General features: G+C 45.9%; 11 protein-coding genes. 7 read left to right on the top strand and 4 right to left on the bottom strand.

Features of this window, described 5'->3' with window-relative positions:
• Window positions 1–125 precede the first annotated feature (125 nt).
• Entirely contained in the window at window positions 126–1,526 is a 1,401-nt protein-coding gene (locus KI659_RS01645) for a hypothetical protein (RefSeq protein WP_213943597.1), read from the bottom strand.
• Between the two features lie 134 nt (window positions 1,527–1,660).
• Between KI659_RS01645 and proS the strand changes: the two genes are divergently transcribed.
• The 3 genes from proS (at window position 1,661) to floA (ending at window position 4,930) form a co-directional block, all read left to right on the top strand.
• On the top strand, window positions 1,661–3,142 hold the full coding sequence (proS, locus tag KI659_RS01650) for a proline--tRNA ligase (RefSeq protein WP_213943598.1): 1,482 nt from the start codon (window positions 1,661–1,663) through the stop codon (window positions 3,140–3,142).
• 348 nt (window positions 3,143–3,490) lie between these two features.
• Window positions 3,491–3,919, top strand: coding sequence for an NfeD family protein (locus KI659_RS01655; RefSeq protein WP_317195903.1), 429 nt, complete (start codon window positions 3,491–3,493; stop codon window positions 3,917–3,919).
• 3 nt (window positions 3,920–3,922) lie between these two features.
• The gene (floA, locus tag KI659_RS01660; RefSeq protein ID WP_213943600.1) at window positions 3,923–4,930 is read left to right on the top strand and encodes a flotillin-like protein FloA; all 1,008 of its coding nucleotides are present in this window, start codon (window positions 3,923–3,925) and stop codon (window positions 4,928–4,930) included.
• 29 nt (window positions 4,931–4,959) lie between these two features.
• Here the strand turns inward: floA and KI659_RS01665 are convergent, their stop codons facing one another.
• Together KI659_RS01665 and hemA are read right to left on the bottom strand one after the other, a co-directional pair.
• Window positions 4,960–6,534, bottom strand: coding sequence for a WG repeat-containing protein (locus KI659_RS01665; protein WP_213943601.1), 1,575 nt, complete (start codon window positions 6,532–6,534; stop codon window positions 4,960–4,962).
• Between the two features lie 230 nt (window positions 6,535–6,764).
• Window positions 6,765–8,033, bottom strand: coding sequence for a glutamyl-tRNA reductase (gene hemA, locus KI659_RS01670; protein WP_213943602.1), 1,269 nt, complete (start codon window positions 8,031–8,033; stop codon window positions 6,765–6,767).
• Window positions 8,034–8,292: 259 nt separating this feature from the next.
• Here hemA and KI659_RS01675 point away from each other — a divergent pair, with 259 nt between their 5' ends.
• Complete coding sequence (locus tag KI659_RS01675) at window positions 8,293–8,988, top strand: ComEA family DNA-binding protein (RefSeq protein ID WP_213943603.1); 696 nt, start codon at window positions 8,293–8,295, stop codon at window positions 8,986–8,988.
• A gap of 5 nt (window positions 8,989–8,993) precedes the next feature.
• Here KI659_RS01675 and KI659_RS01680 read toward each other — a convergent pair whose 3' ends face one another.
• Window positions 8,994–9,464: a type I restriction enzyme HsdR N-terminal domain-containing protein gene (locus tag KI659_RS01680; protein WP_394370078.1), complete on the bottom strand. Its 471-nt coding sequence runs from the start codon at window positions 9,462–9,464 to the stop codon at window positions 8,994–8,996.
• 30 nt (window positions 9,465–9,494) lie between these two features.
• On the opposite strand from KI659_RS01680, the gene KI659_RS01685 reads away from it, so the two are divergent.
• The 3 genes from KI659_RS01685 to KI659_RS01695 all read left to right on the top strand — a co-directional run bounded on the left by KI659_RS01685 (window position 9,495) and on the right by KI659_RS01695 (window position 13,950).
• Window positions 9,495–11,138, top strand: a complete 1,644-nt coding sequence (locus KI659_RS01685; protein WP_213943604.1) for an amidohydrolase — start codon at window positions 9,495–9,497, stop codon at window positions 11,136–11,138.
• A gap of 118 nt (window positions 11,139–11,256) precedes the next feature.
• On the top strand, window positions 11,257–11,736 hold the full coding sequence (locus tag KI659_RS01690; protein ID WP_213943605.1) for a (2Fe-2S)-binding protein: 480 nt from the start codon (window positions 11,257–11,259) through the stop codon (window positions 11,734–11,736).
• Between the two features lie 9 nt (window positions 11,737–11,745).
• Window positions 11,746–13,950: a xanthine dehydrogenase family protein molybdopterin-binding subunit gene (locus KI659_RS01695; RefSeq protein ID WP_213943606.1), complete on the top strand. Its 2,205-nt coding sequence runs from the start codon at window positions 11,746–11,748 to the stop codon at window positions 13,948–13,950.
• Window position 13,951 lies beyond the last annotated feature (1 nt).

Consider the following 13,951-nt stretch of genomic DNA (forward strand, 5'->3'; position numbering starts at 1 on the left):
AAATCGGTTTATTTTTAACATAGCAACCCAATGCCATTATTAATGACAAATGTTATGCCTTTTGAAAATTTGATAGTTTACTATACGGAAGGGAAGAAAAAAAGATGAAAAAAAAAGAGGGGAAATTATCTCCCCCCTCTTCCTCCGCCACCGCGGGATGCTCCTCCGCCGACGCTACCGCCGCCTCTGGAACCCCCGACACTACCACCGCCTCTAGAAGGGGAGTAGGATGGGCTTGATGACCTATTCGATGGACTGTAAGTACTTCTAGAAGGTTGTGCGCCTCTGTTATAAGATGGCGACGCACTTCTGGAAGGCGCTGTTCTGTAAGATGGAGAACCCCCTCTGTTGTAAGAAGGAGAGGAAGTTGTACCTCTGCTTGGCGCCACAGTTCTGTTAGAAGGAGTGGCACCTCTTGTTGGAGCCATTCTTCCGGTATTGCTAGGAGCTGTGTAAGCACTTCTGCTTGTAGGGCTACCTGCTCTGTTCATGGCAGGGGAGTTAGCCGCCCTTCTACTTGGAGAAGCTGACGCTGCTGGAGCGGTTCTGCTTCTTGCACCACTATATAATTCATTTTGAGATCTGCTGAAATCATTTGTTCTAGCTGCTCTAGAAGTAGGAGTGGAAGTTCTGCTTACGGCATCTCTTCTGGCAGAAGCTCTTGATGCCTGTGGAGAAGCAGCCGTAGCTCTAGTAGATGGTGTTGCCACTCCAGCACCTCTGGTAGGTCTGGCGCCTCTTACCGCTTGTCTAGAAGCGAATTCACCGCCTGGCACTACGAAGATTGGTCGGCCCCAGCCGCCCATTCCCCAGCCTCCCCAGCCCATCATGGGTCTCATGCCCCATGGGCCCCAGAAAGGATCGTAGAAACCACCCATGCCCCAGCCCATTCCCATGCCGAAACGTGGTCCCATCATCCAAGGACTGCCAAAACCAAGGGCAAATCTGGATCCCATGCCGAATCCCATGCCCATGCCAAATCCCATTCCGAAACCTGGTCTGAAGCCCATTGGCCCCATACCCATCATCCAAGGATCATACATGCCCATCATCATCGGATTCATCATCCAAGGATCCATCCACGGGTTCATCATACCCATGCCCATGCCGCCCATCATCCATGGGTTCATCATGCCACGGTTCATCATAGGGGCAGTGCCTCCTCCGTAGAAATTGTTATATACGTTGATATCGCCTTCGCCTTCAGCAGCTTGTCCAGACTCGTCGAAATATACAGATCCTTCTTCTTCAGGGTCCTGACGTTGATAGCGCGCTAAATACTCTGGATTCACATTTTTGGCAGAAAAGTTTTCCTGCGCCAAGTTTTCCGGGTTTGCTTGACGGATTTCCCGGAAGTTGTCCGCTCTATTGCCGGCTACGGCAAACTCAGTGGCCACTGCTGCATCGGAAGCCATGAAATACAGGTCATCCGACTCGCCGGACATACTCGTATATCCCGGACTACAAGAGGCCAGCCCAAGTGCTGCTATCACTCCAAGGTACCGAACTGAAATTAGGTTTTTCATAAGGATCTGGTTTTAATGCTATTAACACTATATACGTGTTGAGGTCAAGAGGGTTATAAATTTTTGATTTATATTTGCCCTCGTAAACCGAGTAACGAATATAAAGAGTTTTTACAAACTAACAAATAAAAATAATGAGCAAAGGCCTTCCAAAAAGAAGTGAAGATTATTCATTGTGGTACAACGAGTTGGTCAAAAGGGCTGATCTGGCTGAAAATTCGGCCGTGAGAGGCTGTATGGTCATCAAGCCTTACGGCTATTCCATCTGGGAAAAAATGCAGGCCCAACTGGACAAGATGTTTAAAGACACCGGTCACAGCAATGCCTATTTTCCGCTTTTTATCCCCAAATCTTACTTGTCGAAGGAAGCTAGCCATGTGGAAGGTTTTGCCAAGGAATGTGCAGTAGTCACCCATTACCGATTGAAAAACTCAGAGGATGGGAAAAGTGTTGTCGTCGATCCAGAGGCCAAGTTGGAGGAAGAGCTCATCGTGAGACCAACATCCGAAACTGTCATTTGGAGTACCTATAAAAACTGGATCCAGTCTTACCGTGACCTGCCCCTTTTGGTCAACCAGTGGGCCAATGTGGTAAGATGGGAAATGAGAACCAGACTTTTCTTGAGAACCGCCGAGTTTCTGTGGCAGGAAGGCCATACTGCCCACGCTACCAAGCAGGAAGCCATAGAGGAAACCGAGCAGATGCTGGATGTCTACGCCGAATTTGCTGAAAAACATATGGCTATGCCGGTAGTAAAAGGGATAAAATCAGCCAATGAGCGTTTTGCTGGAGCCGAGGAGACTTATTGTATTGAAGCCATGATGCAGGATGGCAAAGCGCTTCAGGCAGGCACTTCCCATTTCTTGGGGCAGAATTTTGCTAAAGCTTTTGACGTAAAATTTGCCACCAAGGAAGGTGGTTTGGATTATGTTTGGGGGACTTCATGGGGTGTGAGCACCCGATTGATGGGAGCCCTGATCATGGCCCATTCTGATGACAATGGGTTGGTGTTGCCGCCAAAACTTGCCCCGATTCAGGTGGTTATCGTACCGATTTTCAGGAGCGAGGAAGAATTGGAAGCCATTTCTGTCAAGGCCAAAGAGATCATGAAAAAACTCCGCGCATTGGAGATTTCCGTGAAATTTGACAACCGCGACACCCATAAGCCAGGCTTCAAGTTTGCTGAATACGAACTTAAAGGGGTTCCCCTGAGAATCGCCTTGGGGCCAAGAGATTTGGCCAACAATACCGTGGAACTTGCCAGAAGGGATACTTTGAGCAAAGAAAGTGTGAATCTAAATGAGGTTGAAATCGACCAAAAGATCAAAGGTCTGTTGGAAGAGATTCAGGAGAACATTTATAAAAAGGCGTTCGATTTTAGAACTGAAAAGACTACCGAGGTAAATTCGTGGGAGGAGTTTCAGGATGTACTGGAAAATAAAGGTGGATTTGTATCTGCCCATTGGGATGGTACTTCCGAAACGGAAGAGAAAATCAAAGAACTGACCAAGGCTACCATCCGATGCATACCTTTGGACCAGGAAAAAGAAGAAGGCAAATGCGTGCTGACGGGGAATGTTTCCCAAGGCCGGGTTTTATTTGCCAAGGCATATTGATAGATTAGGCCCTATATTGAAAAGCGCGGTAGGATACTTTTTCCGCGCTTTTCTTTTTTTGCACCCTTCCTGCCCTTTTTTTTTCCTTTGTGCCCATTGTGTCCTATTTTCCTCCGCAAAGAGGGTAACTCAGCGAAACTCCTTTTGAACTCCGCGTCACTCTTTGTCCCATTTGTCATCGTAATCGGACATCGGATACCCCCCATCGGACACTCGACATCATTTATCCTCACATTATTTTCCTCTCTAACACCCCCAATGCTTTAAATACTGGGAAAAAAGCTCTATTTTCAGCATGTAATTGTCGGAAATCACATGACTTGGTTAATTTTAGTAACCTTATTGAGTGTGGGATTGATCCTTGTACTCACTGAAATCATTTTTGTGCCCGGCACCACCGTGGTAGGGGTGCTGGGGGTGGTTTTTACCGCTGCTGGAGTAATTTACTCATTTGCCACACTTGGTCCTGAATCCGGATACTGGGTGTTAGGAGTGGCCTTATTGGCAAATCTGATCGTCCTGGTATTGGGGCTTCGCTCTGGAGTGTGGAAAAAATTTGCCCTAACTTCGTCCATTACCAGCAGAAGCTTCGACGACAGGCTGCTTGGACTTGAGGTGGGACAGGTTGGGAAGACCATTTCCGATATCAAACCTTATGGCAAAGCCGAATTTGGTGATAAAATTTATGAGGTAAAGTCTGAAACTGGGTTTATCACGCCGAATACCAAAGTTGTAATCACAAAATTAGAAAGCAATCGAATTATTATTAAACAATAAATTATGGAAATAGACAATTCAATGTTCATTTTAATATCGGCCTTTGCAGGTCTGATATTGATTTTTATCTTCTTATACTTTGTGCCGGTCAACCTGTGGATCACCGCCATTTTTTCCAATGTGAAAGTCGGTATAGGTGAGCTGATTGGGATGAGGATCAGAAAGGTGCCCCCAAGCATTATTGTTAACTCGCTGATTACGGCCACCAAAGCAGGTTTGGAGCTTACCACCAATGATTTGGAAACACATTATCTTGCTGGAGGAAATGTTCCCAATGTGATTCGGGCATTGATTTCAGCGGATAAAGCGAATATTAGTATCACCTTCAAACAAGCTACCGCCATCGATCTTGCGGGAAGAGATGTGTTTGAAGCGGTTCAAATTTCGGTAAATCCCAAAGTTATCAATACCCCAAACGTGGCAGCAGTTGCCGCCGATGGTATCCAGCTGATCGCTAAAGCAAGGGTGACCGTAAGAGCAAACATCGCCCAATTGGTCGGGGGAGCCGGTGAGGAAACCATCCTTGCAAGAGTAGGGGAAGGTATTGTAACCTCTATCGGTTCGGCCCACAACCATAAGAGTGTACTTGAAAACCCAGACAAAATCTCTAAACTGGTTCTTGAAAGAGGCCTGGATGCAGGTACGGCATTTGAAATTCTTTCAATTGATATTGCAGATATTGATGTGGGTACCAACATCGGAGCCAAGCTTCAGATCGATCAGGCCTCTGCCGACTTGAAAGTGGCCGAAGCTAGAGCTGAGGAAAGAAGAGCTATGGCCGTGGCCTTGGAGCAGGAAATGAAAGCCAAAAACGTGGAAATGAGAGCTAAGGTGACAGAAGCTGAAGCTGAAGTCCCAAGAGCAATTTCCGAAGCCTTCAGAAACGGGCAGCTGGGGATTATGGACTATTACAAAATGGAAAACATTAAGTCCGATACATCCATGAGAGACTCTATTGCGGGATCGGATACCGGAAAGGACAGTTCGAAATCAAAAGGCGATAAGAAATAATTTCACCAACGAGTATAAAAAAGGGAGCTTTAAGCTCCCTTTTTCTTTTTCTTCTTGCTGTCTTCTGCTATTTCCACCACCGGTGGGATGTATTCGTCTTCAGCCAAAATCAACTCGTTTGAACGGTCGTAGATGATATTCTTATAATAGATTGGCAAGCTATACTCTCCAGACTCTCTCATCAACCCATATTTGTTGCCTCTTCTCACCAAAATATGGTCGTAGTTTTCACGTCTGATCTCATCAAATTTAGGGATTGAAATTTCACTCCCCATGGCATTCACCAACCCGAACATTTCCTCGTCCTCGGTGAGGTAATAATTATCGTCTGTCAAGGAGATTCTCCTGTAATAGTTGCTCAAAAGCTCCTTTCCGTCCTTATCAATCAGATTTGCCTTTCCGTTTTTCTTGACAATGGCAATTCCTCTGTAAAATTCGCCTACTTCCTCAAACTGTGGCTGGATGGCGATGCGGTCGTTTTTGTCCAAGTATCCCCAGCGGTTATCGATTTTAATCGGCGCCAAGCCTTCTGAGTATTTTCCCACACTGTCATAGCGGTTTGCAATTCTCAGCTTTCCGGCTTTATCGACAAAACCGTATTTTCCATCAATTAGGGCAGCGTAAAGACCTTCGTTTCCAGGCAAGATTTTGGCAATGTTTTCCGAAGGAGCCACATCCCATTTGCCCTGGGCATTCAGTAATCCTACCTTATGGTCTCTGAAATATACGTTATAATGGTTTTTATCCATCCTCCGCACAGAGTCCATTCCTACTATGTCCAACAGGATGCCGTCATTCTTCATGACTCTGCGAAGTTTTCCGTGTATATATTCCAGCATCACGTCATTTTCGATGGCTATTTTATGGTAGCTGGTATATTTGATGTCTGCTTTCTGTTCGGTCGCCTTGATCAACATGTATTGGTTGGCATCATATCCGAAGTAATAATCTCCTTCCACATGGTTTAGCCTGTCGATAACAGGATCAAGGATGTAATCACCTTCTCGGTTGATCAATCCCAAGCCGGTGCCCTCTTGGGCAAGGATGGTTTTGTCATTGACCACCTCAAGTTTTTGGTAAATCTTGTTGGGGTTGCTGCTAAGAGGTAGGAAATATCCTTGCGGAGTCTTGGCTATGATTTGCCCATTGTCGGCAAAAAAGGCATCTTCAAATGCGCCAAGCGTTTTGACCTTTTTCTCCCCCCTGTCATAATAGTAATAGGCATTCCCCTTCTTGGCCAAAAGCTGGCTATAATAGGTTTGCACATCATCAAAATCAGGCGTCAATATTTCCTCACCGTATTCATGGAAAACACCATATTTATCTCCTTCGGAAACAATTATCCAAGGCTCCAGAAACTGATATATTTTGTTGCCCTTAAGCGTATAAAACGGCTTGTATTGGGGGTTGAGGAGTTGCAGTTTTTGATCTACAATGCTTACCCTTACCGACTCGCTTAAAAGTTTGATGTTGTCGTTCTCGATTTTCCTGGTCATGTTGAGGTTGTGGTCATAGACCTCCCAGGTTTGCGCCATTGAAACTGACTGTATTCCCAAAATAAATCCAGCCACCATGGCCCCCCTCTTGCAAACTTCTACTAACATTTAGGTTGTTTTAAAATTCAATAGTAAAATAACAGTTTTCGGCGTGTATTTCAAAAGGTTAACGACCAATAACTGTGAAATTTTGTTAAGTAAAAATTAAAATTTTTTGGCTTTAATTGGAGGGCTTGAAAATTTGCTATTTGTTATGGGAATGTAAACAAAAAGTACTAATGTAATGGCATAAAAAAAGCCATTCGATTTGTCGAAAGGCTTGATTATTAATGTTTTAATTATTTCTTGGAAAATTCCTTATCCAGATCAAACAAATCAGATAGGATATCGATCATCTGATCGGCTTCCTCCCGTTGACATGCTGCCTTAAGCTGCACTACCGGGATCTTGATGATCTTTTGCATCATGCTTTTGGTAATTTTTTCAATGATCGCATACTCCTTTGGGTCGGCATTTTTAAGGTGCCTTTCGATCTCCTCTTTGCGAATCTGTTCCAAAGCATTTTTTAACTTATTGATGGTAGGTGATACCATCGCTTCCTTCTTCCAGCTGAAGAACTCAGTGATGCTTTCCTCAATGATAGCTTCCACCTGAGGTACAGAGGCAAGTCTTCTTTCCAAAGTCTCTGAAGCCTTGCTTCGGATATTGTCCACATTATAAAGCATGGCTCCAGGTACATCTTCCACGGAGGTCTCAATGCTTCTTGGGACAGAAAGGTCTACAAATAGTTTGTAGCTCTGAATGTCAAAAGTTTTGACCAGTTCTTTGGTGATAAAAGGTCTGGATCTGGTAATCGAAGAAACAATTACATCGGCCTCTTTCATGGCTTCAATGCAATTTTCAAAAGGAATCACTTCATATCCCAAGGATGAAGCCAATGCCTCGGCTTTTTCATAAGTCCTGTTGGTGATGGTGACTTTTGCTTCAGGAACATGTACCATGTTTTTGGCCACATCTTCACCGATTTCCCCCACCCCGATCAGTAATACTCGTGGCTGGTAGGTGTTGGAGGTAAGTTCCTCTATCAATTCAACCGCAGCATAGGAAACCGATGCGGCGCCATCTCTGAAAGCGGTTTCCTGCACCACTCTTTTGTTGGTGAAGAAAATGGTGTGCATCAGTCTGTGAAGAAATGGCCCCGCCATGTCTAGGTCGGCAGCGGTTTGATAAGCACGCTTGATCTGGTTGGAGATCTGCATGTCACCCACTACCTGCGCTTCCAATCCCATTGAAACCTTGAAAAGATGCTGTATAGCTTCCCTGTCGTTGTTGAAGATGTTGAAATATTCAATGTAGGAAACCACATCTTCAAGACCTTTTTCCAGCCCGATCAATTTGATGATTTCGGTGCTTAGGTCTAGTTCGTGGGCATAATAGACTTCCGTCCTGTTGCAGGTGGAAACGATGAGGGTATCCGTAAGGCTAAAAAAGTCCTTGAGTTTAACCAAAAGGGACTGAATGGAAGTGTCATCTAAGGAGATTAACTCCCTGATTTCCACTGGTGCACTTTTGTAGGATAAACTTAAAGCTCTAAATTTATTTTGCATTACAGAATAAAGGTTTCACTCCACAAATTTAAATCAGAAACTTAAGAGATGGAATATTTTGGACATTCTTATCTTAATTTGGAATCCGTCTAAATAACCTTTTAGACTGATTCTTCTGATTTCGGTTACAATAATCGTGATTTTTAGAAAATAATTCCAATTTTTTGTAACTTATTGGTCCTAAGTTTTTTCAAAATAAGACCATAATGTCTCTTATTGCTTAACGGGGGTTTTCATTCAGGGTTTAATTTTTTTTGGAATGTTCAAGCGTGTCAATTTCTATCTGCGGGTATATTTAGGATTCAGCAAGAGGGAGGCCAGGGGTTTTGCCTTGCTTATCCCTTTTTTAATTGGCTTTTATATTTCCCCCTTGATTTATCAGCGAATTGTCATGGGAAGAAGCCCCGATTTATATGGCTCCATGTTGGAGGCAAAGCTGCCGCAAATATATCCGGATAGCTCATCTATAAAAACAAATGCATCCAGAGTGCAATTGACAGCTATTGCCGATAGCGTACCGGCACAAAGGCAAAGGAAAGAGCTTGACTATAGCAACTTGAAACTGGATTTTGGCGAGGCAGATTCGGTGACACTTCAAATTGTGCCTGGCATAGGCAAAGTGATGGCAAGTAGAATCATCAAATTCCGGGATGGCATGGGAGGGCTGTATTCAAAAGAGCAGCTATTTGATGTTTACGGGATGGAAGAAGGAGCTTATGAAAAGATCTGGGACTTTTTTGACTTCAAGCCGCAGAGAGTCAATAAGCTTCACATTAACTCCCTCTCGGTGGAGGATTTGGCCAAGCATCCCTATGTGAGTTTTGGACAGGCAAAGGTTATCGTGGCCTATCGGGATCAGCATGGAGGCTTTTCCGGTGGAGAGGATTTACTCAAGATCAAGATCCTCAACCCCAATTGGGTGGAGCGCCTGAAGCCTTATTTGGCCTTTGACTGAGGGATTTAGGTAAAATCAGGGAAATGCCGCAACTGCTTAAACTGCCCCAAATTGTCATCCCAGGCCAGGCAGATATGTTGAATTCCATTGCTGATGGAGAGATTTGGGGCGCCTATGATTTTGTTGTAAACGCTCACCTGCTCAACTGTCTTTTGGGTTAGCTTGATGTCGGGGGCTTTGCATTCCACCAATAGGAAAGGCTTACCATCCCTGTCCATGACCAGCACGTCAAACCTTTTCTGGAGGGTATTGTATTTCAATCCTTTTTCCAATGCAAAAAGGGACCGGGGGTATTTTTTGTGCTCTACCAAATATAAAATAATATGTTGCCTCACCCACTCTTCAGGCGTAAATACCAAATACTTCTTTCGAAGTGAATCAAAAATGCTTATTTTACCATCTATTTCATCCACCTGTACCTCTACTGGAGGAAGATTCAGTCTCGGCATGGAGTAGTTGACTTGGGGTTCCATCATCTTGCAAACTTAAAGAAACAATCTATATATATGAATAAAATAATACTCAATACCCTTCTTGCCTTCGGTATCACTACCACGGCACAGGCCCAAATGCAAAAGGCCGATCAGATTTTTCTCAATGGGAAGATTTTTACCGTAGATGAGGCCTTTAGCAAGGCAGAAGCTTTTGCGGTAAAAGATGGCAAATTTGTAGGTGTGGGCACCAAGGCGGAGATCCAGGGAGCTTTTCAGGCCGATGAGGTTACTGATTTGGAAGGGAAATTTGTCTACCCGGGATTCATTGACAGCCATGCCCACTTTTACCGATATGGGACCGGGCTACAGGTGGCTGATTTGGTAGGTTCCAAAACGTTTGAGGAACTGCTGGAGCGGGTTCAAAGGCACCGTGAAACGCATCCTCAGCAGGAATGGCTCTTGGGCAGGGGGTGGGACCAGAACCTTTGGCCGGATAAAAGTTTTCCTTCCAAGGAAAAGCTGGATGAGCTCTTTCCCGATACGCCGGTTTTGCTGACCAGGGTTGATGGGCATGCGGCATTGGCCAATCAAAAAGCATTGGATATCGGCGGGGTGGATGCCAGTACGGAAATCCTCGGTGGGAAAGTTATTCTAAAAGACGGCCAACCTACAGGTACTTTGATCGATAACGCCATAGGTTTGGTTTCCAAAAACATCCCCGATGCAACTGAAGAGGAAAGCAGGGAAGCACTGAAAGCTGCCCAGGAAAACTGCTTTGAAGTGGGTTTGACCACGGTAGTTGACGCTGGTCTTGACCGGTCTACCATAGAGTTGCTGCATGACATGCATCAGGACGGATCTTTGAAAATGAGGGTTTATGCCATGGTGAACCCAACCGAGGAAAACCGTAAGCATTATTTTGAAAAAGGAACTTTTCAGGATGACCATTTGACCGTCAGAAGTTTTAAAATTTATGGGGACGGTGCCTTGGGTTCAAGAGGGGCGGCTTTGTTGGAACCATATCATGATGATCCGCACGAGCAGGGCTTTTTGCTAAACACCCCTGAAGAATTTGAAAAGTTGGCCTTTGAGATGCATGAAAATGGTTTCCAGATGAATACCCACTGTATTGGCGATTCGGCTAACAGGACTTTGCTGGATATTTATGCCAAAGTGCTTAAAACTGAAAACGACCTGCGCTGGAGAATTGAACATGCACAGATTGTGAGCCGTGAGGACATCGGCAAGTTTGCCAAATACAGTGTAATCCCGTCCGTGCAGCCTACACATGCTACATCTGACATGTATTGGGCTGAGGACAGACTGGGGCCCGACAGGATCAAAACTGCCTATACTTTCCAGGATCTGCTTGATCAAAACGGTAAATTGGCCTTGGGAAGCGATTTTCCAGTGGAATTCATCAACCCGCTGTACGGATTCCATTCCGCTGTTGCCAGAAGAGATGCGAACAACTGGCCTGAAGAAGGTTTTCAAATGGACAACAAGATTAGCCGTGAGGATGCCATGCGGGGAATGACTATCTGGGGCGCTTTTGCCAACTTTGAGGAAGATTATAAAGGTAGCATCGAGGTTGGCAAACTGGCCGATTTTGTAATCCTCAACGAAGACCTGATGGAGGCGCCGGAAGAGTCTCTCAGGGAGTTGATAATACAGGAGACATACATAGGGGGGCAGCGGGTTTTCGAAAGAAAATAGTAAAAGATAGAAAGTGAGAAGTAAGAAGTTAAGTCACCTCTTACCTCTCACTTCTTACTTTTCTGTCCATAATTTTTTATCTTGGGGATATTGTTGTTTCTCACCTAACCCACTTCCCATGATCAAAGATGTCCGCCTGAATGTAAATGGCAAGGAGCATACCCTGCAAATAGACCCCGCCACTCCTCTGCTGTACCCTTTGCGAAACGAGCTTGAACTCAACGGTCCCAAATTTGGCTGCGGCCTTGAGCAATGCGGAAGCTGCATGGTGTTGCTGGATGGTATGGCAGAACCAAGTTGCATGCGGACCTGTAGTAGCCTAGAGGGTGTGGAAATCAGGACGATTGAAAGCTTGGCTGATGGAGAAAAGCTCGATCCTATTCAGGAGGCCTTTATTGAACTTCAAGCCGCCCAGTGTGGCTATTGCGTCAATGGAATGGTGATTTCGGCAAAATCTTTATTGGAGAAGAATCCCAACCCTGCCGATGAAGAAATAAAGGAAGGGCTACAGCGGGTTTTGTGCCGCTGTGGTACACATTCCAGATTTATCAAAGCTGTCAGGCTTGCTGCCGAAAAAATGAAATCCACCACCCTCTAATTTTCCTCCATGAAACTATCCGATATTAACCGCCGCAAATTCCTAAAACAGTCCGGACAGGTGCTGGTAGGCTTCAACCTGCTTCCCCTCGCATTTTGCACTCCCAATGAGGCCAACGTCATGTCCGATTTTGCGGATAAGGGCAAAAACGCAGTGGATTCCTGGATCCGCCTGAATCCGGACGGTAAGGTCACCGTGCTTACGGGGAAGATGGAGTTGGGGCAGGGGATAAAGGCAGCTTTACGCCAGATTGCCGCGGAGGAACTGGATGTGGGGATGGACATGGTCGAAATCGTCATTGCCGATACGGGCAAAACCCAAGATGAGCGCTATACCGCTGGAAGCAATTCCATTGAGGGGAGTGGCAAAACCATCCGCAATGCAGCCGCGGAAGCTAGGCGTATTTTGCTTGAGAAAGCAGCAGGAAATTGGAATACCTCTCCAGAAGAACTTTCAATTGACAAGGGTATGATCTCCCAACCGGGAGGCAAATCGGCCTCGTTTTGGGATGTGCTGCAGGGGAAATCATTGGAAGGAGAGATTACCGAAAAGGCACCCAAAAAAGATCCAAAAGACTATAAAGTCATCGGTCAGCCTGTACCCCGGGAGGATATACTCGCCATGGTGACCGGTAAGTCCCTTTATGTTCAGGATTTGAGGTTGCCGGGGATGATTCATGCCAGGGTGATGCGCCCGCCATCGTACGGGGCAAAGCTGATTGATTTTCCGAAGGAAGAAGTCGAAGGATTGCCAGGGATTATCAAAACAGTTAGGGATGGAAGTTTTCTGGCCGTATTGGCTGAAGGGGAATTTGATGCTGTTAAGGGGCTGCAGCGTCTTCAGATGGGGTCCCGCTGGGAGGAAAAAACTTTGACTCCCCCACAGGAAGAACTTTTTGGGAAAATGTTCAACTCTCCCGACAAAGGTGATTCTATAGAGAATAGTTTGCCGTCCAACTGGCAAGAAAGAGGCGAAATATTGGAGGCAGCCTATACCCGGCCCTTTCAAATGCACGGTTCGATCGGCCCTTCGTGTGCGATTGCCCAGATGGAGAATGGAAAACTGACTGTTTGGTCACATACCCAAGGCGTTTATCCCATGAAGAGGACCATTGCTGATTTGCTCGGTATGAGTGAGGACAATATCCGCGTGATCGGAGTTCCTGGCTCTGGCTGCTATGGCCACAATGGCGCCGATGATGCCGGGGCAGATGCGGCTTTGCTTGCAGCTGCACATCCCGGTCCGCCCATCCGCGTGCAATGGATGAGAATGGATGAGCACAGCTGGGAGCCTTACGGTTCTGCGATGGCTTTCAAAATGAAAGGGATAGTAGACAGCGCAGGGAATATAGAAGCTTGGCGGACGGAATTATGGTCAGATGCACACAGTGCCAGACCGGGAGGAAAGGCCGGCCATTTTATAGCTGCCAATACCCTGGAAAATCCCAGGAATTTTGAGCCGGGAGGCTTTTCGGCGGGAAGTTACAGAAATGCCGTGCCACTTTATGGCTTTCCAAGGGAAATCGTCCATCATGATTTTTCCACCCCCTTGAGAACTTCGGCCATGCGTGGGCTCGGGGCTTATGGGAATGTGTTTGCACTGGAATCTTTTATGGATGAGCTTGCCCATAAGAGTGGGGCGGACCCTTTGGAGATGAGGTTAAAGCATCTTCACGATGAAAGGGCAAAGGAGGTGTTGGAAATGCTGGCTGAAAAAATCAATTGGTCCTCAAACCGTAAGAAAGGCAACCAAGGCTGGGGTTTGGCCTTTGCCAAATATAAAAACGCCGCCAGTTACTTTGCGGTAGCGGCATTGGTGGAAGCTGATCCGGGAAACAAAGACTTCAAGCTCAAAAAAATGGTGGGTGTAATAGATGCAGGGCAAACCATCAACCTTGACGGGTTGAAAAACCAGACGGAAGGTGGCATGATCCAATCCGCAAGCTGGACGCTTTTTGAGGAGGTCAAGTATGACAGTCAGGGAATAGTAAGCAACACTTGGGCGAGCTATCCGATAATGCGTTTTTCCCATGTGCCGGAAATTGAAGTACATGTCATTGATAGACCGGAAGAAGAGCCGTTGGGGGCTGGTGAGGCCGCCCAGGGGCCGGTGAGTGCGGCAATCGCCAATGCCATATTCGAAGCTACTGGTTCCCGACTTAGGGATTTGCCATTAAAGGCTGAACAGATCAATTGGGATAAATTGCAAAGCTGAT

Source organism: Litoribacter ruber (assembly GCF_018449405.1).
Classification (GTDB): Bacteria; Bacteroidota; Bacteroidia; order Cytophagales; family Cyclobacteriaceae; genus Litoribacter; species Litoribacter ruber.